Source organism: Vitiosangium sp. GDMCC 1.1324, from assembly GCF_003044305.1.
Lineage (GTDB): Bacteria > Myxococcota > Myxococcia > Myxococcales > Myxococcaceae > Archangium.
Genome location: NZ_PZOX01000011.1, coordinates 159,349 through 180,327 on the forward strand (window position 1 = coordinate 159,349; position 20,979 = coordinate 180,327).

19 protein-coding genes are annotated in these 20,979 nt (G+C 67.0%); 6 read left to right on the forward strand and 13 right to left on the reverse strand.

Annotated elements, in window-relative coordinates; translation table 11 throughout:
* Positions 1-16: 16 nt before the first annotated feature.
* Positions 17-1,708 carry an alpha/beta-hydrolase family protein gene (locus DAT35_RS29795; RefSeq protein ID WP_108071260.1) on the reverse strand — a complete coding sequence of 564 codons (1,692 nt, stop codon included), beginning with the start codon at positions 1,706-1,708 and terminating at the stop codon, positions 17-19.
* Positions 1,709-1,930: 222 nt separating this feature from the next.
* Here DAT35_RS29795 and DAT35_RS61870 point away from each other — a divergent pair, with 222 nt between their 5' ends.
* Positions 1,931-2,062, forward strand: a complete 132-nt coding sequence (locus DAT35_RS61870; protein ID WP_255415219.1) for a hypothetical protein — start codon at positions 1,931-1,933, stop codon at positions 2,060-2,062.
* Between the two features lie 68 nt (positions 2,063-2,130).
* Here the strand turns inward: DAT35_RS61870 and DAT35_RS29800 are convergent, their stop codons facing one another.
* Together DAT35_RS29800 and DAT35_RS59180 are read right to left on the reverse strand one after the other, a co-directional pair.
* Positions 2,131-2,613 carry a hypothetical protein gene (locus DAT35_RS29800; RefSeq protein WP_146209939.1) on the reverse strand — a complete coding sequence of 161 codons (483 nt, stop codon included), beginning with the start codon at positions 2,611-2,613 and terminating at the stop codon, positions 2,131-2,133.
* A gap of 131 nt (positions 2,614-2,744) precedes the next feature.
* Positions 2,745-2,909 (reverse strand): hypothetical protein, encoded by a 165-nt coding sequence (locus DAT35_RS59180; RefSeq protein WP_158501937.1) that lies wholly within the window; start codon positions 2,907-2,909, stop codon positions 2,745-2,747.
* Between the two features lie 261 nt (positions 2,910-3,170).
* On the opposite strand from DAT35_RS59180, the gene DAT35_RS29805 reads away from it, so the two are divergent.
* Entirely contained in the window at positions 3,171-6,119 is a 2,949-nt protein-coding gene (locus DAT35_RS29805) for a sensor histidine kinase (protein ID WP_108071264.1), read from the forward strand.
* A gap of 166 nt (positions 6,120-6,285) precedes the next feature.
* On the opposite strand, the gene DAT35_RS29810 is transcribed toward DAT35_RS29805, so the two are convergent.
* The 9 genes from DAT35_RS29810 to DAT35_RS29850 all read right to left on the reverse strand — a co-directional run bounded on the left by DAT35_RS29810 (position 6,286) and on the right by DAT35_RS29850 (position 16,254).
* Complete coding sequence (locus DAT35_RS29810) at positions 6,286-7,383, reverse strand: alpha/beta fold hydrolase (protein WP_369946156.1); 1,098 nt, start codon at positions 7,381-7,383, stop codon at positions 6,286-6,288.
* 25 nt (positions 7,384-7,408) lie between these two features.
* Entirely contained in the window at positions 7,409-8,380 is a 972-nt protein-coding gene (locus DAT35_RS29815; RefSeq protein ID WP_108071266.1) for a hypothetical protein, read from the reverse strand.
* A complete protein-coding gene (locus DAT35_RS29820; protein WP_108071268.1) occupies positions 8,325-9,374 on the reverse strand; it encodes a hypothetical protein in 1,050 nt (349 codons plus the stop codon). Before DAT35_RS29820 ends, DAT35_RS29815 begins: the two co-directional genes overlap by 56 nt.
* Positions 9,371-10,639: an alanine racemase gene (locus tag DAT35_RS29825; RefSeq protein WP_233261791.1), complete on the reverse strand. Its 1,269-nt coding sequence runs from the start codon at positions 10,637-10,639 to the stop codon at positions 9,371-9,373. The genes DAT35_RS29820 and DAT35_RS29825 overlap by 4 nt, the downstream gene beginning before the upstream one ends.
* Positions 10,640-11,081: 442 nt before the next feature.
* Positions 11,082-11,564 (reverse strand): transposase, encoded by a 483-nt coding sequence (locus tag DAT35_RS29830; RefSeq protein ID WP_233261792.1) that lies wholly within the window; start codon positions 11,562-11,564, stop codon positions 11,082-11,084.
* Between the two features lie 395 nt (positions 11,565-11,959).
* Entirely contained in the window at positions 11,960-12,934 is a 975-nt protein-coding gene (locus DAT35_RS29835; protein ID WP_233261793.1) for a hypothetical protein, read from the reverse strand.
* Between the two features lie 349 nt (positions 12,935-13,283).
* On the reverse strand, positions 13,284-15,578 hold the full coding sequence (locus tag DAT35_RS61050) for a vanadium-dependent haloperoxidase (RefSeq protein ID WP_233261794.1): 2,295 nt from the start codon (positions 15,576-15,578) through the stop codon (positions 13,284-13,286).
* A gap of 8 nt (positions 15,579-15,586) precedes the next feature.
* Positions 15,587-15,961: a hypothetical protein gene (locus DAT35_RS29845; protein ID WP_108071272.1), complete on the reverse strand. Its 375-nt coding sequence runs from the start codon at positions 15,959-15,961 to the stop codon at positions 15,587-15,589.
* A gap of 35 nt (positions 15,962-15,996) precedes the next feature.
* Positions 15,997-16,254: a hypothetical protein gene (locus DAT35_RS29850; RefSeq protein ID WP_108071274.1), complete on the reverse strand. Its 258-nt coding sequence runs from the start codon at positions 16,252-16,254 to the stop codon at positions 15,997-15,999.
* 283 nt (positions 16,255-16,537) lie between these two features.
* Between DAT35_RS29850 and DAT35_RS29855 the strand changes: the two genes are divergently transcribed.
* From DAT35_RS29855 to DAT35_RS29870, 4 genes are all read left to right on the forward strand, one after another.
* Positions 16,538-16,954 (forward strand): organic hydroperoxide resistance protein, encoded by a 417-nt coding sequence (locus tag DAT35_RS29855; protein ID WP_108071276.1) that lies wholly within the window; start codon positions 16,538-16,540, stop codon positions 16,952-16,954.
* A gap of 149 nt (positions 16,955-17,103) precedes the next feature.
* Positions 17,104-17,910, forward strand: coding sequence for an alpha/beta fold hydrolase (locus DAT35_RS29860; protein ID WP_108071278.1), 807 nt, complete (start codon positions 17,104-17,106; stop codon positions 17,908-17,910).
* A 62-nt stretch (positions 17,911-17,972) separates the two neighbouring features.
* Entirely contained in the window at positions 17,973-19,037 is a 1,065-nt protein-coding gene (locus tag DAT35_RS29865) for an alpha/beta fold hydrolase (RefSeq protein ID WP_108071280.1), read from the forward strand.
* Positions 19,038-19,156: 119 nt separating this feature from the next.
* Positions 19,157-20,383 carry a cytochrome P450 gene (locus DAT35_RS29870; protein WP_158501938.1) on the forward strand — a complete coding sequence of 409 codons (1,227 nt, stop codon included), beginning with the start codon at positions 19,157-19,159 and terminating at the stop codon, positions 20,381-20,383.
* A 41-nt stretch (positions 20,384-20,424) separates the two neighbouring features.
* Here the strand turns inward: DAT35_RS29870 and DAT35_RS29875 are convergent, their stop codons facing one another.
* Positions 20,425-20,856 carry an SRPBCC domain-containing protein gene (locus tag DAT35_RS29875; protein ID WP_158501939.1) on the reverse strand — a complete coding sequence of 144 codons (432 nt, stop codon included), beginning with the start codon at positions 20,854-20,856 and terminating at the stop codon, positions 20,425-20,427.
* Positions 20,857-20,979 lie beyond the last annotated feature (123 nt).

Consider the following 20,979-nt stretch of genomic DNA (forward strand, 5'->3'; position numbering starts at 1 on the left):
TTGTTGAGGGGGAGGGTCACGGGGCCGGCTTCAGGAGTTCCCGCAGCCGCGCCGACTTCTCGGCCGTCCAGCCCTCGGGCCGGAGGAGCGCGGCCCATCCATCCACGTGCTCGCCGGCGTACATATGGCCATAGCCGGGAGGCACCTTCATTCCGAGCGGGAGATCGATCGTCACCTGCCAGAACGTCACGATGGGGAGCCACACCATCGCCCGCAGGACGTCGTCGCCACGAGGCTCCCGCAGCCAGTCCGGCCGCTTGAGCAGGAGCTGGGGACTCCACCAGATGATGGAGTCGGAGGGGTGGATCAGATACAGCACCCGGGAGGCGCCCCACGGGGCGGACGCTGGCGGGATGTCCACGCCCGGCCGGCGGCTGAAGCGGACGATGCGGCCCTGCCGGTAGATGGGCTCCACCTCGGGGCTGCCGGCATCACGATGGTCGGTGAACTCGCGATACAGGGTGTTGAAGTGGGGTGGCCCCACGAACAGCGCCCCGTCGGTTCGATTGGCCAGATCACGCTCGCCGCTGAACGCCGTCTCCCCTCCGAAGGAGCCCAGGCTCTCTCCGAACACCAGCAGCTTCGGGCGCTGGCCTGCGGGAAGCCTGGACCAGCGCTCGTAGACCGCGTCGAAGAGCGCGCGGCCCGCCTCGCGCGCCCGCTTCCGGTCAACCAGGACGGAGAGCCATGACCACAGGTGCGAGTACTGCATGGCAACGATCGCCGAGTCCCCGCCGGTCAGGTACTCGAAGGCGTCCACGGACTCTGGCACCACCCAGCCGCTGCCCGTGGTCGTCACGACCAGCAGGTGGGAGCGCTGAAAGCCGCCGGTCCGCTCGAGCTCCTCGACTGCGAGCTCGGCCCGGGCTTCCGCGTCCGGCGCGGAGGCGTAGCCGGCATACACGCGGATGGGCTCCTTCGCGCCCGCCCCACTGAACGCGGAGAGGTCGTCCACGGTGGGGCCTCGTGCCACGAAGTTGCGCCCCTCCCGTCCCAGCGACTCCCAGCTCACCCGGGAGCCAGGGCCGCCGGAGCGCAGCGCGCTGCGGGGCGGGACCACGCCCTCCGCGGTCGTCATGTCCCGCACGGCCAGGGAGCGATCCGCCAGCGCGATGAGCCCATTCCACAGCAAGCCGCTGGCCACCAGGGCGGTGAGCACCACCACCGCCAGCCCGCTCGTCGCGCGGGCCGCGCGAGGACCGATGTGTTGTGCGAGCAGCGCGTCGAACCGGCGGTGCACCGCCCGCAGGCCCCGTCCCACGGAGAGGAGCAGGAAGAAGATGGCCGCCGCGATGATGGGCGCGAGCAGGTAGCCCGCGCTTCCCGGGAGGGGGATACCCATGAGTTCCCGGAGCTGCCGCTGCCAGTGCCAGCCCAGCAGGAGCGCGACGGCCAACGCCACGCCGCCCGCCACGAAGAAGCCCTGCCACGCATGCGGACGCGGAGACCTCGGAGGACGGTGGGCGAACTCGCGCCACAGCCAGGCCCCCAGGACTCCCAGCCCATAGCCGACGGCCGAGCTGATGCCGCTGACGAGCCCCTGGAAGAGCCCGGGGCGCGGCAACAGGGACGGCGTGAAGGACAGACACGTGAAGAGGAGCGCGACCCAGGACCCCGGCAGCGAGGCGCGGAGCCACCGGGGCGCGGTACGGTGCCAGGTACCGTGTGCCGGTGCGGGCCGCCCGTCGCGAGTGAGAAGGCGCTCCATGCGAACCCCCGGACGAGGCGCTCGGTGCCCACGGCGCTCCCGAGGCGCACACCCGAGGGTAGGTCCTCGGCCCGCGTCTGGCAGCGGGCGCTCGGCACGCTCGCCCCCACTCCTCCCGAGGCTCATAGGCGGAATGGGGGCCCTGTTGAGGGTAAATGCTGGCGCCGAGGGGGAGGGAAGGGCCGCCAACGGGTGCCAACAAGCCCGACCCTGAGGTGCAACGTGACCGTGCAGGAGGACTGCCAGGGCAACCTCGTCGAGCACATCGGGCTCGCGTCGAACGGCGTCGTCTACAGCGGCATCCGTCAGGCCCTGAACCGCCAGCCCATCAAGCTCGATTGCACGGCGCTCTGAGGACGGAGGGCCATATCCCGCCCGCCGGTCCGTGTGCGACACGGATCGGCGGGTGGGGAAGGTGTCAATCAATGGCAGCGGGTGGCGTCCTCCGTGTTTTCAACGGTGATGCCCAGTTCATCCTCGAGCACCTCCAGCAGGTGGGGCCGCATGAGGAGGGTGTCGATGCGCAGGTGATGATTGATCGAGAGCTCCGCGCCGGAGAGCTTGCGTGCCGGGTGGGGGCGCTGAAGCAACGCATTGAGCTGGCGCTGAGCACCTTCCATGGCGCGAAGCACTGAGCGCTCGAGCGCCAGGTGCTTCGCCACGGTGTCCGCCACGATATCGAGGACGTCTCTCCGGGTCCCCGAGGGCTCACCCGCGCGCGAGCGGAGCAACTCCCGGATTTGCAGGTGGGCCTTCTCATCCACCTCGTCCCCCGCGGGGGTGAACGCGTCCTGGAAGCGATGCAGCGCGTCCTCTCGGAACCCCCTCAGGCCGCGCTGGGCGCGTTCGTACATCTCTTCGTAGCGGACCTCGGCCCACTCTCGCGGAGCGGACCTTGTTTGCACTACGCCTCAAATAGACTGATCACGGAGCAAGACGTTTGTGATTGTGATGGGGGTCCTCTTCGGAACGCGCCCCAGCGTCTACCTGGAGCTGCTCCAGGAAGGCGGCACATCCATTCACCTTCGATTCCGTATCACCCCAGGCCGCTCAGGCCTCGGTGAGAAGCCGATTCCTTCCGCTCGGCCGTGGAGAGCGCGCCTGCCGGCTCCATGCCCTTGTCGCCGTCGGCCTCGCGTACCCGGTTGCGCAGGGCCGACTCGGTCAGGTCCAGGTCCTTGGCCACCTGGGGCAGGCTCACTCGCCGGAACTCAATCCCGAGGGGGGCTGCAACAGCCAGGTGAAAGCCGACATGAGCAATGCTCTACCCGCCTCGGTCGAAGAGCTTCACCGGCAAGTACGCTCGGCCTTCATCCGCCTGGGTCGTCGCCCCACTGCCCTGCGTGGCTACTTCCACCACGCAGGTCTCTCTCTTCGCGGACTTACCTGAAGGGGATTCGCTGTCCGAAGGCTTGTCGGCATGGCATACTGGCGAAGATAGCAACGTTTTTGCCCCCATTCCATGATCCCGCCGACGCGCCTGCGGCTGTTCGCCGCATTGTCCGTACTGGTGGCCTGCCAGGCCACCGCCGCACCACTTCCCCGCATCACCGATTACCACCACACCGCCTGGACCGCCAAGGACGGCGCGCCCACCGAGATCAAGGTCATGGCACAGACGCCGGACGGCTGGCTGTGGCTTGGCACGCCCACGGGCCTGTACCGCTTCGACGGCGTGCGCTTCAGCCGCTACCAGCTTCCTCCAAGTCCTTACTCGCTGGCCCGCATAGGCGAGCTGGTGGCGCGCCCGAATGGCGATCTGTGGATCGGGGATTCGGTCGGCGGACTGGTCGTGCTGCACCCGGACGGCAATTTCGAAAACTTTACGCCGCGCGGTGACTTGAGCGGCAATTCGGTAGGAGCCGTGCGCACGCTGGCCTTCGGCGCGGACGGTAGTATCTGGCTCGCCACTACTTCAGGCCTGTATCGCCACCGGCAGGGGCAATGGAAAAAGCAGGCCGCGGCCGAGGGCCTGCCGCCCGGCTATGTGAACGGCGTGCTGGCCGACCAGTACGGGCGCATCTGGGTGTCCAATGCCAACGCCGTGTTCCGTCTGGACGCGGCTGTGGAGCGCTTTGCCGACATCGATGTCGCGCACACCGACGGCACCCTGATCCAGTCGCCCGATGGCCGCATCTGGCTGACGGAGCGCGATCGCATGCGCGTGCTGCCGGACCCACCGTCCGGCCCGCGCCTTCCACGGCCGGTGCATTTCAACCAGGTGGAGTCGCGCGGCTACGGGCAGTTCGACCGTGCGGGCAATCTGTGGGCCTCGCTGGGCAGGCGCGGCGTCGCGATGGTGCAGGCTCAGTCGGTGGAGGCAGAGATGCGGCCGCCGTCCGGTGCGGCGGGTAGGCTGGACCAACCGTGGCAGCTCTCCTCGCTGGCCATCAACAGCGTGATGGAGGACCGCGAGGGCAGTATCTGGCTGGCCACGCAGGCGGGCCTGGACCGCCTGCGCCGCAAGCGCCTGCTCAGCCCTGAGCTGCCCGAAACCAGCGGCATGTATAGCATGGCGGCGGGCGAGAACGGGCGCGTGTGGATTTCCGACCAGATGGCGGGCAATGCCTGGCGGCTGAGTCCCGATGGCGCGTTAGAAGACAGCGCTCCGGTTGGGCTGGTGGCCAATGACCGCGACGGGGCGCTGCTGCTGGTGGGACGGCGTGAGATCGAACGCCATCACCAGGGCCGGGTCGAGAAGATCGCCCTGCCATCTGGCCGCGATGGCAAGCCAGCGGATCTGGACTTGGCGGGCATACTGGACGACGGCAAGGTGCTGTGGATAGCCTCCCTCCAGACCGGCCTGATGGGCCGCGTGAACGGCGAATGGCTGCCGTGGTCGCGCTTCAATCTGCCGCAGCAGATCTTCGTGTCTGCGCGCGGCGGGCCGGGCCAGCTGTGGCTGGCCTGCGGCGACGGTTCGCTGGTGCTGTACGACGACGGCAAGCTGACACGCTACGACGCCAGTATGATCGGCATGGCGACCTATATCCGCGCTGGCGCTGAAGTGCTGGCGGCAGGTGCGAAAGGCATAGCGGTGCTGCAGGACGGTCGCCTGCGGCCGCTGGTGGCGGCCGATCTCGAGGTGCTGCTGAACGTGTCCGGCATCGCCGTCACAGCCGATGGCGACTACTGGCTCAATGGCGGCAAAGGCATCGTGCACGTGCGCAGCGCGGACTGGCAGGCCGCCATGCGCGATCCCGCCCAACTGCTGCGCTATGAACTGCTGGACAGCGGCGACGGCTATCCCGGCCGCGCCATGCTGGCCAATCGCCTGCCCAGCGTGTTCCAGGCCCCGGATGGCCGGCTGTGGTTCATGACCACCGGCGGCGTGGTCCACCTCGACCCGCGCGCCATTGAGCGCAATCCCGTGGCGCCACATGTGCAGATCGAAGGCATCCATGCGGGAAGCGTCCAGTACGACGCACGCCTGCCCGTCACGCTGCCGGCCGGGGTGCAGAGCTTCAGCGTGCAGTTCACGGCGCCCAGCCTGCGCAAGCCGGAAGGTCTGCAGTTCCTCTACCGGCTGGAAGGCGCGGACGGCGACTGGCGGGACGGTGCAGGCCAGCGCACGGCTTTGTACAGCAACCTGGATCCGGGCCACTACCGCTTCCGCCTGGCCGCGGCCAATGAAGACGGCGTGCCGGGCGAGCAGGAAGCGTCGCTGGCCGTCACCGTCACGCCCACGCTGACGCAGAGCGCCTGGTTCCGTGTGCTGGTGGTATTGGTGGCAGCAGGCTTGCTGTATCTGGTCTATCGCCTGCGCCTGCGCGCTGCTACGGCACGCGTGATGGATCGCATGCAGGTGCGGCTGGATGAGCGCGAGCGCATCGCTCGCACCCTGCACGACACTTTCCTGCAAAGCGTGCAGGCCATCGTGCTGCGTGTGCATACGGTGGCGGCCGAACTGCCCGAGGGCAGCGCGGCGCGGCGCAAACTCGAAGTGCTGCTCGACTATGCGGACAAGACGCTGGAACAGGGCCGCGACCAGGTGCAGGAACTGCGCAACGGACCGTCGGCCGATCTGGCGCAGGTGCTGGAGGAAACGGGCCTCACCCTGTCCGAGCACTATCCGGGCACGAGCTTCGCGCTGTCACTGCAGGGCGAACTGCGCCCCCTGATGGCGCCGGTGGCCGAGGAGGTGTGCAATATTGCGCAGGAAGCCCTGCGCAACGCCTTCCGCCATGCGGGCCCCTGCGCCGTCAGGCTGCTGCTGGATTATCAGCCCGGCCAGTTGCTGGTCGAAGTGAGCGACACGGGCAGCGGCTTCGCGCAGGCGGCCAGGGCAGGGCACTGGGGACTGGTCGGCATGCGCGAGCGCGCGGCGCGCATCGGCGCCACGCTGGCCGTCGACAGCGCGCTCGGCGCAGGCACCAGGGTGGCGCTGCGCGTGCCGCTGCACATGGGCTAACGCTCCAGGGGATGGATGAGGCCTGCAGTTGTGCTGGGAGCAGCAGCCACTGCTTTGGCTCAACACCACGCGCTGTGGGGTGGCCCCAGCGCCGGGGCCAGGCTCCCAGGCAATGTGAAGGACTTCAGACCAGGCATGATGTTTCGGAGTGAGGAGGAGAGCCCGCTCATGACACCTGCGCCTCCGCGATGGCGATGCGGAGCTCGTTCGCCACCACCTTCACGTGCGGCTCGGTCAGCAGCGAGACATGGTTGCCCGGGACCACGCGCAGGCGCAGCGGCTGCATCGTGATGTCCTCCCACCCCTCGGTGAGCGTCTCGCAGAACTTGCTGTCGAGCGCGCGCAGAAAGGTGATCGGGCCATGGAAGCGCTCCGCCGGCTCGTAGCCGGAATAGCTGACGCTGCGAAAGAGCGCCAGGATGCGCTCGATGCGCTCGTCGGGCTCATCCGGCGGATAGACACCGTGCTTCCTGGCGAGGTCCATGAAGTGCGCGATTCGCTGTCGCGGATCGAGGGCGCGCATGTCGTCGCTCTTCAGCCCGATGTCCACATCGAACCAGTACCGGAAGCCAGCCGCGATGATGGAGTAGAACTCGACGAGGTCGTCCAGGAAGGTCTCGTTCGGCAGGCGGAGACGGAGGTTGGCGGGCGACCAGGCGTCGCACACGGCAAGCACGGCCACCCGTTCCCCGCGGCGCTGCAGTTGCAGGGCCATCTCCAGCGCGACCATGCCGCCGGAGCAGTGGCCCCCCAGGAGGTAGGGTCCGTGCGGCTGCACCGCACGCATGGACTCGATGTGGTCGGCCGCCATGTCCTCGACGCGATCGAACGGGGGGCAAGCGCCATGGAGTCCTCGCGTCTGGAGGCCGTAGACGGGCTGCTCCGGTGCCATCCAGCGCGCCAGCGCGTAGTAGTTGAACAGGCTCCCCTCGCCTCCCGGTAGGAAGAAGAAGGGGCGCTTCGAGCCGTGCGGCTGGAGCGGGACGACGGGCTGCTCGTTGAGCTTCCTCGAGCGCGCGCGCAGGTGGCAGCCGATGCGCTCGATCGTCGGCTCCTCGAGGAACGTCTCCATCGAGAGCGGGCTGTCGAACTGAGCCACGGTCGCGGCGCGGACGGCCTCCGCCGTGCCACGGTCGCCGCCGAGTTCGAAAAAGTCATCCTTCATCCCGATTCCGAGGGAGTCTCTGTGCAGGATGTCCGCCCAGATTCGCGATAGTCGCTGTTCGTAGGCGTCTCGAGGGGGGATAAAACGCTGGGGCATCATCGTCCTCACGTGCTTCGGTTGGGGCTCACACCTGCGCTTCTGCGCTCGCGGCCGTGACGTGCTGCATGGGAAGTGGGCTCGCGCCGGACGGCTCGCGCTGGACCGAGAGCTCCTGGTCACGCACCTGGCGCTTGAGCTGGATCGGCAGCGCGCCGGAGACCGCCTCACGCGCGAGCACGCTCGCGATGAGATGCGCGACGCGCGACCAGTCGCAGTACCCGTTGATCGCCTCTCGCTGGAGCAGCTGGACGGCTGGATCCACCGCACGGCGCAGCGTGGCCAGCGCCCGCTCCAGATCGCCGCCGAGAGTGTCGACGAGGATCGGCAGCGGCGAATCCCGGTGCGTGGTGCACCGGGTGGCATACAGCCGATCGAGCTGGAACGCGTAGACCGCGCGCTCCATGGCTACCTCCGCGGCGATCGCGTCCACGGCTCCATCCGGCCCCTCCAGCGGATCCGGCGGCATGAGGAGCGGAGGGATGCCGTTCACGAGCGCGGCGCCGATGCTGCTCAGGCCCGGGCGGCAGACGAAGGTCGCCCGTGGCTTGGCGCTGAGGGCCCGGAGGAACGTGCTCCAGTCCTCGTTGATCCATCCGAGCAGCGTCACGTTCGCGAGCCGCGAGCGCTCGAGCTCGAGCGACAGCCACGCTCGATCCTCCGCGCTCCCACCCGCGAGCAAGAAGTGCGTCTCCTCCATCCGTGCCGCCAACGCCAGCATCGCGCTCCAGTGCCGGCGGCTATAGGCGGAGAAGCCGTTGCCCTGCGACACGAGCACGACGCCGCGCGGATCCCCCGGGGTGAAGAGGTGCTGGAGCGCCGGCGAGTGTCGGGCCAGGAGGGTTCCGGCCCGCGCCGCGGCCTCTTCCGGAGAGAGCGCGCTGGCCTGGCCGAGCGGCGGGATGACCACGTAGGGCCGCTTGCCCGATTCCAGCGACTGCCAGTCACGCCAGTTGACGGCCTGATACCAGATCGTGCCGCTCTCCGGCACGCCAGCCATGAGTTCCCGGCTCGCGGCCTCGAAGTCGACCGAGGGGTTGCGCCTCGGATCGATCCCCGATGCGCTCAGCGCGTTCTCGAGCTCGCGCCGCGTGTGGAGCGCTGGTGCGGACGCGACCAGGAGCTCGGCCAGCCCCGGTGCCACCGTCGTCGACCGGGGCCTGTCGTGCCAGCCGCCTGAGCCACTCGAACTCCTCGAACGCATACCGCACGGCATGCAGGGGGACTTCCTTCCTCCGCGCATGCTCGGCGAGCTGGTGCAGGATCCAGGTCTCCGGCCGGCAGTCGTTCACGATGGCGGCCGCGCCCGCGCTGGCCCGGGCGAGCTCGCGGTTGTCCGCGATCCACAGGAGGGCCGCCTCGCGGTTCAACAGCGCCGGGCGCGAGACGTTGGAGACATCCGCGGGCGTGATCGTCGCCGACTCCGAGTCGCTGTAATGGAGCGGAACCACGTGGAGCCCCGCCGGGTTCTCGGCCTTCCGGAGCGCGGATGCCGCGTCCTCCTGCCGCCGGATCGCCGCGGTGAACGGCACCGGGTCCGGGATCCTGGCGAGGGCTCCGTGCACGGCCGGGACCCAGCCCGTCGTGTGCCCGAAGGCTTGCGCGACGTACATCACGCCCGAGGGAACCGGCGCGCCGTGGACCGTCACGCGGAACTGGCCCTCGTGCCTGGGAGCCGGACCCGTGACATAGAGCGGGGCCCGCGCCTCCCTCAGTGACGAGCCGTCACGTGGGACGAGCATCGCCAGCCTCGCGTCGCGATCCGAGATCAGGATGCTGTCCGAACCCGCGGCCAGGGCGAACGCCGCCGTGTCCATGGCCGGCAGCGTGTTCTCGATCGACAGCGGCTGCCCGGCGACGGAGAGCCGCGGCGGCTCCCCGGGCGTGAGATATGTCACCTCGATGCGCCCGAGCGAGAGCTCGACGACATCACCACGCAACACGCAGGACGGCTCATCCCGCGGCGGATACGTGAACCGCGCATGGGCCTTCATCGGGAGGCCTCGTTCGCGTGGAGATCCCTGGCGATCATGTCCTCGTAGGTCTCCGCGCGACGGACGAGCGTCTCGCGGCCCTGGTCCAGGACCACGATGCCCGGCTGCGGGAAGCAGAAGGAGTTCGAGAAGGAGACCAGATAGGCACCCGCGTCCATGATCGCGAGCGTGTCTCCAAGCCGCAGCCGGGGGAGATCGATCGTGGTCCGCAGGCGGTCCATCGGGCTGCAGGTGGGGCCATCGAGGGTGTACGTCTCACTCGGGGATTCGCCCCATCGCTCGGCGTGGAAGATCTCGTGATACTCGCGGTGCAGGATGTGGGCGATGTTCTCGCCAGCGTCCAGGATCGCATGCGCGGGCCCCTCTCCGGCCGCGTTGAGGCTGCTGACCCGGCACAGCAGCATCTGGGTGTTCCCGGTCATCGCGCGTCCGGGCTCCAGCAGGATGCGAGGTGCCGGACGGCCGGCGCGACGGAAGTGGTCCTCGACCCGCTCGACGAGCAGCGCGAGGTAGCCGTCGATCGAGAGCCTGCGGCTGACCCGCTCGGCGAGTGGGAGAGGCGAGTCGTTGAGCGGCAGGACCGTGGGGACCGCCAGGCTCCCGCCGAGGTCGAGCAATTCCACGTCGAGCCCGAGCCGGGCGTGGAGCGCGTCGCAGAACTCCAGCACCTCTCGAACGAAGCGCTCCAGGGTATCGGCATCCTCGATGGCCACGCCCCGGTGCGCGTGCAACCCGACGACCCGGAGGGAGGGATGCGACAGCGCCTCCTCGTAGGCCGCCAGCGCCTGCCCTCCGGCGATCGGGATGCCGAACTTGCCCGACCAGCTATCGGAGGTGGCCACGCGCAGGCCCACAGTGGGCCGCTTGCCAAGCTCCGAGGCGGCCTGTGCGACGAGCGAGATCTCCTCGCGATGATTCAGGTGGGTGAGCAGGAGATCGTTCTGGACGAGCGTGCGCGCGACGCTCGGCGTCTTGCCCGGGCCATTGTAGATGATCCTTCCGGGCGCGACCCCGAGCCGCATGGCGAGCCACAGCTCGTACGGAGACACCACCTCGGCTCCGACGCCGAGCTGCGACAACCTCTGGAGCACGGCCGGGATCGGATTGGTCTTGTAGGAATAGAAGACCTCGACACCCCGCTGCTGGCCCGGCGGCACCTGCTGGAAGCGCCGGACGTTCTCGGCGAGCTGGTCGGCGTGGACGACGAAGAGAGGGCTCCCCCAACGCTCCACGAGGCTCGAGAGCGGCTTCCCCTCCAGGCACAACCCTCCTTCGGCTCGCGTCAGGCGCCATCTTTCTGGATGAAGGGACTGCGAAGCTCGGGACGCCTGCTTCATGTGCCTTTCGGGAACAACGACGGAATGTGCGGACAAGGTCGAACCCTCATGGAGCTCGGAGAGCGACAAAGGACCCGCTCGGCTTTTGCATGGGGCCTTCCCTCTCCGAGTCAGCGCGGTGGCTGAGACATTCCGCCAGACAGCACGGCCCATGCCAGTTCGGAAGTGCCTGGGAATCCTCGGGAGCTCCCTCCACCGCGCTCCGGCTGACACGCCATTGACGTGTCATTGACATGTCATTGACGTGTCAGCGTGCTCGGGAGCAGCTCACCAGCTCGGCCTCAATGGCATATGGCCCCAAAGCATGCACTCCTGGCGTGCCAGCGGTAGGTGGAAGCCGTACGGAAAGTGTAAGGGCAATGCGCTTCGTTCAGTTGAACCAGCGGAAGAGCCGGCGCGCTGGACCCAGCAACTGAGGCAGGCACGTGAGGCCCGGCCACTCGGCACTGCTCTCCACCAGTCCTTCCTTCACACCGTGGGCGAGCACGTAGCTCAGTCGTCCCACCAGTGCGGTGTCGTCCAGCACCGGTTCCGCCGAATAGCGCCGCTCCCAGAAGCCGTCACTCCAGTCCACCAGGCGCCCAACCTTCCTGGAGAGGTTGGCGCGCAGGTACTGCATGAAGGAGGAGAGAGAGGCACCTCGAGCCCACACCAGCAGGTGGAAGTGATTGGAGGCGAAGGTGAAGGCGTGCAAGCGGACTGAGCCGGCGCTGTGTTGGAGGGCTTTGGCGAGCACCCCGCCCACCACCTCATTCACCTCCAGGCAGGGGCGCAGCAGCAGGCGCCCCTGAAAGCACCTGGAAGTGACGAAGTAGAAGCCCTCCTCCTGGAACATCCTCAGCGGCCAGCCCATCCCCATCCTCTGCAGTCGGTTGGCAGGGCCCGATGCAGCTCGTGGGCCAGCTCGCAAGTCCTCGGAAAGACTTGGAGGCGGGTCGGTTCACCCGTCCAGGCCAGGCCTGTCTACCTGGTGCTTGAGTCCAGCGTGACAGCCGCTCTGCCGCCACTCAGTTCCGGTTCTTTGACCACCGTTTCGGGGGAGTTCTTTGACACCGTCTCGGAGGGTCACCGTCTCGGGACACCGTCTCGGAGTCTCGGTGGGGGGGAGTTCTTTGACACCGTCTTGGGACACCGTCTCGGGTCTCGGCCGACACCGTCTCGGCCGTCTCGGACACCGTCTCGGGGAGGGCGCCTGGAAGAACCCCACGGTGGACGTGATGGCCGAGAGCATCCCGCTACTCGCAGGTGCTACTCGCAGGTGCCACAGTCCGCCAGGCAGCTGCTCGCGGTGGTGCCAGTCCCGCATGACTCCGACTGCTGGCAGACACCATCGCCACACTTGTAGATGTCCTGAGGCCGGATGCTCGTGGACAGCACCGCGTAGGTCTTCCCGTTGTAGGAGCACGTGGAGTAGTACTGCTTGCTGCTGTCCGGCTTGCAGCTGTTGCTGCCACCGCAGGTGCCCCAGATGAGCATGGGTCCACACTCCGTGCTCCCTCCCACGATCTGGCTCTCGAGCGAGCAGGCCCGCAGCGTACTCTGCGAGGAGTTGAGCTTCAGGAGAGGGTCCTTGCAGACGTAGACACCCTCATTGCGGAACAAGTTGCCGTAGAAGGCAGCCTCCTTCTGCGAATAGGTCTCGAGCTCCCCTGCGGCGATGGGCAGCGCGGTGCCTTTCGAGTTCCGCCCGACGATGGAGATCTGCATGCTGACCCCATACTTGTTCACGTGGGCAGCCAGACAGGCCGTGATGAGCTGCTCCTCCAATTCGGTGGAGGGCATGCCGCTGGCCCAGTCGGGCGTCAGTCCCAAGCCCCCCGCCCACGTGTAGCTGCTGCCGGTGGAGGGGTTGGTCCAGGTGCGGCTCTGGCCCGAGGGCACGGCGCAGCGGACGAGGTAGCGCATCACCATGTCCGAGATGCTCGCCGGGTTCGAGTTGAACCAGGACGAGAACGCGGGCGTCGACAGCCCATTGGTCGACAGCCCATTGGTCGACAGCCCATTGTAGGACATGCCGTTGAGGGACAGGCCATTCAACGTGAGCCCGTTCGGAGTCATGCTGTTGGTGGTACTCAGCGCGGATGCCGCGCTGTCCGGCAGCGCCGCTTCGCCGAAGTCCTGGGGTTCCGGCGCACAACCCAAGGCCAGCCAGAGCCCTACCAGCATCCAGGGAAACCGACGGCCCGCGGCTTCGAACTTCAACTCTTGCGTGGACATGCTCATGGGTCCACCTCCAGGCAACTCATGGACATATTGGCTTTAGTGTAAAATGTCTCAACCCCATGAAGACGAGAAAAGCGTGTGCTGTTCACTTTTCCTTCCTCCATCCCGTCACTCCCGCCGGATGTGTCTTGCACGTGGCAATGCAAGTGTGGGGACACATCCGCCAGGCTATCGCCATCCGGGCCCGTGGCTGGAAGGAACTGAAGGGTGCTGCGGTTACCGAATCCCTCCGCAGCCCCATGCGCCACCTTCCGAGTTGTCTTACGTACGCATGGGGGCGCTGTTGAGGGTGGGGAGCTGGAGCAGAGAGGGAGGGGAGGGCTGCTGAGGGATGCCACGCAGAATATGCTCAGCTCGGTTCCACGCGCCCGTCGACAATGCGGATGAGCGTGCCGTCGAAGCGGGTGAACTGGAAGAAGGCGTCGTCCTCGTTGAAGGTGAGGCTCATCTCCTGGAGGAGGCCGATGGCCACGCGCTCGCCGAGCACGAGGGACTCGGTGTGGTCGGAGCGCCAGTGGACGCCCGCGGCGTTGCGGAAGAGGGAGATGTTGCTGGCCAGCTTGTTGAGCTCGCCGCCCACCGTCATCTGTCCGGCGTCCGCGCTCGTATAGGGCACCAGCGTGGTGCCGTCCGCGCTGGCGATGAGGGGGTTTTCGATGGGCGTGCTCTCATCGAAGAAGGCCTTGAGAAGGGTGGTGCAGGCGCCAGAGATGGTGGCGTGGCCCGCGCCGTAGGCCGGGTGGGTGGGGCACCCCTCGGAGTAGGCCTGCGGGAGCAGGAAGGAGCCCCAGCGCGAGGGAAAGTACGCGCTGAGCAGTCCGGTGGACAGCGAAGTGAGGATGGACGCGTCGAGCGGGTAGGTGCGCCGGCCGGACCGGTGGTTGTCAATGCGCCCGCCGTACTCCTCGGGGCGCAGCCTCCGGTGCACTCCCCACTTCTGCCACCACACCGCTCGCGCGGCCCGCCCGGCCACTTCCATGAGCAGTTGCAGCAGATGGACGGGTCCGAAGGTGGCGAAGCCCATCTGGGTGCGCGAGTCGTTGGTGGTGCCCGGCGGGTCATAGGGATTGCCCGGGCCGCAGGGGAACTCCTTGTCCACCTGGGGCCGGCTGGCGCCCGTGCCCGCGAGCTGGTTGCCCAGGGGCTCGGAAAGCAGCAGGAAGGCGGCGTTCCAGAACGCGTTCACCACCTGATCGAAGTGGACGAAGTTGGCTCCGTCGCGCAGGTTGCGGATGAAGCGGCGGCGCGTGGTGTCGAACTGGTCCTTGCCCCGGTCATCCCGGCCGTTCTGCACGGCGAGCCAGTTGGTGAAGGTGGTCAGGTAGTCGGCGGTGGCACCGATATCGGGGAAGCCCTTCACGGTCCACTGGCGCTGATCGATGACCTGGGAGCCGTAGGTGATGAAGCCCTCGTCGGCGTCGCGCCCCTGGCCGTCGGGCTTGCGTGGGTCACTGTTGCCCTTCCAGAAGAACTGGGAGATATAGGGGCCCACCTGCTCCCCGGGGAAGATGCCCCGGAAGAGGTTCTGCGCGGTGACGGGCGCGGGCCCTCCGAACGAGGGGAACTCGGTACCGAGCGAGCGGATGGCGCGCTCGATGATGCTGTTGGCGATGCCCGCCTCGGAGGCGTAGTTGATGAAGGGCACGTCGCGGGCGAGCGCCATCCAGTACAGCTCCCCCATCTCCGCCGCGGCCTGCTTGCCGTCGAAACGGGGAGCGGGTGGCTGGGTGACGGCCTGAGCGTCCAGTCCCGCCAGCTCGAAGGTGAGGCCGGCCTGGGGATTGGTGAGCTTCAGGGCTCCCGGAGGCTGGAGGATTTTCTCGAACTCCCCCGGGGTACGGCTCTCCAGGGCCCGGAGGAGCGAGCCATAGGAGATGGGATCGGGATCGCCCACCGCGTCGTGCTTCAGGCTCTTGGAGTAGTTGCCGATGAAGGGGCGGTCCGGGTAGTTGACCTCGTCGTTGTTGTTGAAGTGCTCGGGGTGGAGGCGCGCGGCGGCGAGCTGGGCGACCTTCTCGCGGGTGCCCAGCACGGACAGGCGCCGCTCCTCTATCCGCCGGGGCTGGCGGGTGCCGGAGGTGTTGAACGAATCGAAGATGGCCACGCCGGGTGACGGGGACACCGTGGCGACGCCTGCATTGATCTCGACGAAGATGGAGGAGACGGAGAAGGGAGGGGCCTTGGAGGCCAGGGCGGTCCAGGCCTGCCCGTCGGCCGAGACCTCCCAATAGAGCACGCCCCCGCTTTCGCGCAGACGCCACCAACGGTGGCCCTCCGGGTCGTAGGGGACGCGCGCGAGCTGCGTGGTGGAGCCCGCCACACGCTGGGAGCAGCCCAGGCTCCCACGTGAGGCATTGAGATAAACCACGTTGTTGCCATCCAGCCTGGCCACGAACGTCGTATCGGAGGGGACCGCGGACAGCAGCGTCTGGACGACCTCGATCTGGATGAAGGAGCCGGTCAGGTCGTACGCGGCCCGGGAGAGGTACGCCTGCCGCCCTCCCCGGGGCGCCAGTGGTGGCTGTACACGAGCTGTGGGCTCGAGCTGGTGCTCTGGCAGGACTTCGTCTCGGGTGAGGTGAGCGTGGACGGAGACGAGTCGGCCGAGCTGGAACACCTCCTGGTACACCTGCCTTTCGAGCATGAGCTCCGCTACGTCTTTCCCGTCCGGGAGGAGGAGGCGGAGCGTCTCTCGGTCGGGGACTGCTTGAGCGAGCCGTCCGCGTGGTACACGGCCCGATCGTTGATGACCTCCTGCAGGCCGTCCCCGTCGATGTCCGCGGCGAACGAGATGGCACCCGCGATGGCTGCACCACCCATTCCGTCGGAGCCGATCCACTTCAGGTCGCCCGTGCTGCTGAAGACATGGCTGCCGTCGAGGATCTCCACGTCGCCGTCATGGTCCAGATCCGCGAAGGAGATGCCACCCCAGATCTGAGCGGGCGTGGACGTGCGGAACTTGAACGTGCCGTCGTGCTCGAAGCAGATGAAGTGTCCAGCGGCAATCACTGCGAGGACGGGTTGCATTCGCAAGGTCGAATAGGGAACTGGGGCATCGTCGTCTACGGCGGTGACCAGGCTGGGTGTTTCACCGCCGCCTGAACGACTCGCTGGATGGCGAGCTTGCAATCATCCCAGGGCGTGCACGTAACCAGGAGTTCGTGCACGCCCACGGTGCCCACGTCCCCGGCCCGCTCTCCAATCCAAGAGAGCTCCCACAGTTCCCGCTCGACAGGGTTGAGGTGCTCGGACGCCTCCCCGAAGACGCGAGTCAGGCGCTTGGGCCACCCTCGGGTGTTCAGGAACGCCAGGCGCGTCACTTCTTGCCCTCCTGGTGGCCGGAAAGGGCCCTCTGGCGCGCGTTCTACCGGGGTCGAGCCGGAGATTTGTATCTCACTGTATCTGGAGCGGCTACAGACACACAGCATTGAACTGAGACCGGTTCGGGACACATCCCGGATACGTTGCGGGCCTTGAATGCCGTCATCAGAGATACAGGACCGCATGAGGAAACCGAAGCCGCCCTCCGCGCCCTGCTCGCCGAACCGAACCAAGTCTGTCGCTCCACCGTTGCATCACTCAATCCACCTGAAAGGAAACATCATGAGCAAGATCGAAAAAGTCCTCTACACCGGCAAGACCCACACCACTGGCGGCCGCGACGGTGTCGCGCAAAGCGGCGACGGCCGCCTGAACATCAAGCTGTCCGCCCCCGGCAGCCACGGCGCCGGCACCAACCCGGAGCAGCTGTTCGCCGCCGGCTGGTCGGCCTGCTTCATCGGCGCCATGGGCCTGGCCGCCAAGGAACAGAAGGTGGCCCTTCCCGCCGGCACTGCTGTCGATGCGGAAGTCGACCTCGGTACCGGCAACGGCGGCTTCTTCCTGCAGGCGCGCCTCAACGTGAGCCTGCCCGGCCTGCCGCGCGATGTTGCGCAAGCATTGGTCGATGCTGCGCACCAGACCTGCCCGTACTCGAAGATGACGCGCGGCAACATCGACGTGAGCATCACCCTGGCCTGAAGCCCCAGTCCGTACGGCCTGAACGAGGAACGTGACCATGGCATCGCTTGATCTCGCCCCCGTTACCGGGTTGCTCACGGGTCCTGCCCAGTAAGCGCGAAAACTTCCACACCCATCTTCTCAATCTGATCGATTGCAAAGGAACCATCATGAAGAACCTGCTGCTCTCTCTCGTCGCTTCGAGCGTCCTTGCCGCCGTCGTACCGACGGCCCATGCCGAAGCACCCATCACTGCCGTACAGGGCACCGTCGCCAAGCCCACCATCGTGCTGATCCACGGCGCCTTTGCCGACTCGAGTAGCTGGGACGGTGTGGTAAAGAAGCTCACGGCCAAGGGCTATCCGGTGCTGAGCGTGGCCAATCCGCTGCGCAGTGTCGGCAATGACGCGCAATATGCCGCCAGCGTGATCGGCGCCGTCAAGGGCCCGTTGGTCCTGGTCGGCCACTCCTACGGCGGCATGGTGATTTCCAAGGCTGCCGAGGGCAACCCCGAAGTGAAGGCGCTGGTCTACGTCGCCGCCTTCGCGCCCGAGCAGGGCGAGACCGTCACCGGCCTGGCCGGCAAGTTTCCCGGCGGCACGCTGGGCGATGCGCTCGCCGATCCGGTGACGCTGGCTGACGGCGGCAAGGAGCTCTACATCCGCCAGGACAAGTTCCACCAGCAGTTCGCCGCCGACGTGGCGCCGAATCAATCCGCGTTGATGGCCGCCGGCCAGCGCCCGGTGACCGTGGTCGCGCTCAATGAAGCCGCGAGCGGTTCTGCCTGGAAGCAGTTGCCGTCCTACTTCGTCTATGGCACCGCCGACAAGAACATCCCGCTCGAAGGCCTGCGCTTCATGGCCAAGCGCGCCAACCCGAAGGATGTCGTCGAAGTGAAGGGCGCTTCGCATGTGGTCATGGTCTCGCACCCGGATGCGGTAGCGAAGGTGATCGAAGAGGCTGCCCAAGCAAAGTAATCAACACCGACTGGATCGGCATGCACTGCCGATCCAGCAAACAATCCTCGAAGGCGAAATTCATGTCAGAAGAATTCAACCAGCAGCGTCGCGGTTTTCTCGGTACGGCAGCCTTCGGCCTGCTTGCAACCCAGCTCGGCCTGATGGGCAATGCCGAAGCCGCGCCGGTCGTGCAAGACAGCATCCCCAGCGGCAGAGGTATCACCGACGCCGGCACCCGCTTCTCGACGCTGAAACAGATCAACGCCGGCGTGCTCAATGTCGGTTATGCCGAAGCGGGCCCCGCCGATGGCTACCCCATCCTGCTGCTGCATGGCTGGCCCTATGACATCCACGCTTTCGTAGACGTCGCACCCATCCTTGCCGCAGCCGGCTATCGCGTCATCATTCCGCATTTGCGCGGTTACGGCACGACGCGCTTTCTCTCTGCCGATACGCTGCGCAACGGGCAGCAGTCCGTGTTCACTGCCGATGCGATTGCCTTCATGGATGCGCTCAAGGTCGACAAGGCCGTCGTCGCCGGTTTCGACTGGGGCGCGCGCATCGCCGACACGCTGGCCGCGCTGTGGCCGGAACGTTTCACGGCGCTGGTGTCGGTCAGTGGCTATCTGATCGGCAGCCAGGAGGTGAACCGAAAGCCCCTGCCGCCCAAGGCCGAACTGCAGTGGTGGTATCAATACTACTTCGCCACCGAGCGCGGCGAGGCGGGTTATCGGCAATACACGCACGAGTTCGCCCGACTGATCTGGGAGCTGGCGTCGCCGCAGTGGAAGTTCGACGATGCGACCTTCGCGCGCTCCGCTGCGTCGCTCGACAACCCCGACCACGTCGCGATCTCGATCAGCAACTATCGCTGGCGTCTGGGCCTGGCGCCGAGCGAGGCGAAGTACGAAGCGCTGGAACAAAAGCTCGCGCAGTTTCCCAACATCACTGTCCCGACCATCACGATGGAGGGCGACGCCAATGGTGCTCCGCATCCGGACCCCAAGGTCTACGCCAAGAAATTCCCAGGCAAGTACGAGCATCGCCACCTTGCCGGCGGCATCGGCCACAACCTACCGCAGGAAGCACCGCGCGCATTCGGTCAGGCGGTTCTCGACGTGGCGAAGCGGGTTGCACGCCACTGAAAGCAACTGGGCGTACGCTCGCCTCGGCTCAGGTCTCCCGCGACATGGGACCAGGAAGACGGGCCTGCGGGCGTGCTAGAAAGGAGAGAGGGCTGCACCCTCCTTGCCCCCGGTGGTCCATGTCGCGTGTGTTTCCTTTTTTTTCGCCAGAAGTGCAGCAGGACCCGTACCCGCTCTATGCGCAGGCCCGCGCCGAGGAGCCGATCTTCTTCTGCGAAGATCTGGGCATGTGGGTAGCCACCCGGCATGCCGATGTCACCGCGATCCTCCGCGACACGGACCGTTTCTCCTCGCGGCTCACCACCGTGAGCGTCAAGGAGCCGCCGCCCGAGGTCGTGGCCGTCATGCGAAGGGGGTTCCCGCGGACCGGCTCGATCATCCACCTCGACCCGCCGGAGCACACGTCGGTCCGGAGGAGGATGAACGCCGCATTCACCCCCCATCGAATTGCCTCCCTGGAGGGCGCCATCTCCTCGCTGGCGAACCAGTTCGTGGACTCTTTCGAGGCCACGGGTCGGACGGATCTCATCGCGAGCTTCTGCGGCCCGCTGCCGGTGGCGGTCATCGGGGACATCCTGGGGGTCTCGCGGGCCGACGCCGGCAAGTTCGGCCAGTGGGCAGATGACTCAGCGCGCTTGCTCATGAGCGGTCAGCTCCCCACCGATGAATGGGTGAGAGTGGCCGAGAGCATGGTGACCATGCAGCATTATCTCGCGGATCTCATCTCCGCGCGCAGGAGCACGCCAGCCGACGACCTCCTTACCACGCTCATCCAGACGGCCACGGCTCCGAGCGGTCAGCTCGACATGACCAAGGCTGTCAGTTATGCGACCGCGTTCGTATTCGCGGGCCACAAGACCACCACGGACCTCCTCGGCAACGCCCTGCGCCTCTTGCTCCTGCACCCCGAGCAGCTCGCGGCGCTCGTGCGCGATCCGTCCCTCGCCGCCGCCGCCGTGGAGGAGACCCTGCGCCGGGACTGCCCGGTTCCTGGGACAGCCCGTGTCGCCAATGTCGACGTGAAGATCGGAGACGTCACGATCCCCAAGGATGCGCGGATCCTCGTGCTCCTGGGCTCTGCCAATCACGATGAGAGCGTCTTCGAGGCCCCGTCGAAGTTCGATCTTGGGCGCGCCGGTTCGGGCGAGCACCTCGGGTTTGGCCGTGGTGTGCACTTCTGCCTCGGTGCCCCCCTTGCGCGCCTCCAGGGGCGCGTGGCGCTCACCGTGCTCACGCAGCGCCTGCCAGGCCTCCGCCTCGCGGACGAACGACCGGTGAAGTTCCGGCAGGTCACCATGTTTCGGGGTCCCGTGTCCCTCGAGGTCGCCTGGGACGTCAAAAAATAGCTCACCCAGCGAACGCTGCCGTACGCCGCCGCGCCTCCCCTTCAGGGCGTGTCGGCGAAACCCGCCTCGGCCGAGCGTGACGCCAGCGTTCGCAGGTACAGGTCGAGGAGGTCGTAGCTCGCGGACAAGCCTTCCTTCATTCCCGTCGCGAGCGCGCGGTCGCGGGCGTGATTCGACGCGTAGAGGACCGTGCACATCATCGTCGTCTTTCCGTCCTGCTCGGTGAGGACGAGCGTGTCGAGCGTTTCGGACCAGTCGCTGCCCCACGATTCAGTCTGGACCAGCCGTTCGGGTGGCACGCGTTCCTGGTACACCCCGTTCATCTCCATCTCCGCGCCGTCGGGGCCGCGCCAGACGTAGTGCCACGTCCCGCCCGGGCGGAGGTCGATGTTGATTGAGTTCCGCGTGACACCCGCTCTGCCGCCACTCAGTTCGGGTTCTTTGACCACCGTTTCGGGAGAGTTCTTTGACACCGTCTCGGCGGCGCTCTCACGTCCAGGCTGCTGCGTGATCAGGATGAGATCCAGACCCCAGCCTACTGTCGCGCAATTGAAAAAACAGAGGCATTTTGTGTTTCCTGACCAGCAAGAGAACAG

Coding starts and splice junctions, on each gene's coding strand:
- DAT35_RS29795 (WP_108071260.1), bottom strand. CDS start 1,708: ATGGAGCGCCTTCTCACTCGCGACGGGCGGCCCGCACCGGCACACGGT.
- DAT35_RS29805 (WP_108071264.1), top strand. CDS start 3,171: ATGATCCCGCCGACGCGCCTGCGGCTGTTCGCCGCATTGTCCGTACTG.
- DAT35_RS29810 (WP_369946156.1), bottom strand. CDS start 7,383: ATGATGCCCCAGCGTTTTATCCCCCCTCGAGACGCCTACGAACAGCGA.
- DAT35_RS29815 (WP_108071266.1), bottom strand. CDS start 8,380: ATGGCTGGCGTGCCGGAGAGCGGCACGATCTGGTATCAGGCCGTCAAC.
- DAT35_RS29820 (WP_108071268.1), bottom strand. CDS start 9,374: ATGAAGGCCCATGCGCGGTTCACGTATCCGCCGCGGGATGAGCCGTCC.
- DAT35_RS29830 (WP_233261792.1), bottom strand. CDS start 11,564: ATGGGCTGGCCGCTGAGGATGTTCCAGGAGGAGGGCTTCTACTTCGTC.
- DAT35_RS29835 (WP_233261793.1), bottom strand. CDS start 12,934: ATGAGCATGTCCACGCAAGAGTTGAAGTTCGAAGCCGCGGGCCGTCGG.
- DAT35_RS61050 (WP_233261794.1), bottom strand. CDS start 15,578: ATGCTCGAAAGGCAGGTGTACCAGGAGGTGTTCCAGCTCGGCCGACTC.
- DAT35_RS29845 (WP_108071272.1), bottom strand. CDS start 15,961: ATGCAACCCGTCCTCGCAGTGATTGCCGCTGGACACTTCATCTGCTTC.
- DAT35_RS29855 (WP_108071276.1), top strand. CDS start 16,538: ATGAGCAAGATCGAAAAAGTCCTCTACACCGGCAAGACCCACACCACT.
- DAT35_RS29860 (WP_108071278.1), top strand. CDS start 17,104: ATGAAGAACCTGCTGCTCTCTCTCGTCGCTTCGAGCGTCCTTGCCGCC.
- DAT35_RS29865 (WP_108071280.1), top strand. CDS start 17,973: ATGTCAGAAGAATTCAACCAGCAGCGTCGCGGTTTTCTCGGTACGGCA.
- DAT35_RS29870 (WP_158501938.1), top strand. CDS start 19,157: ATGTCGCGTGTGTTTCCTTTTTTTTCGCCAGAAGTGCAGCAGGACCCG.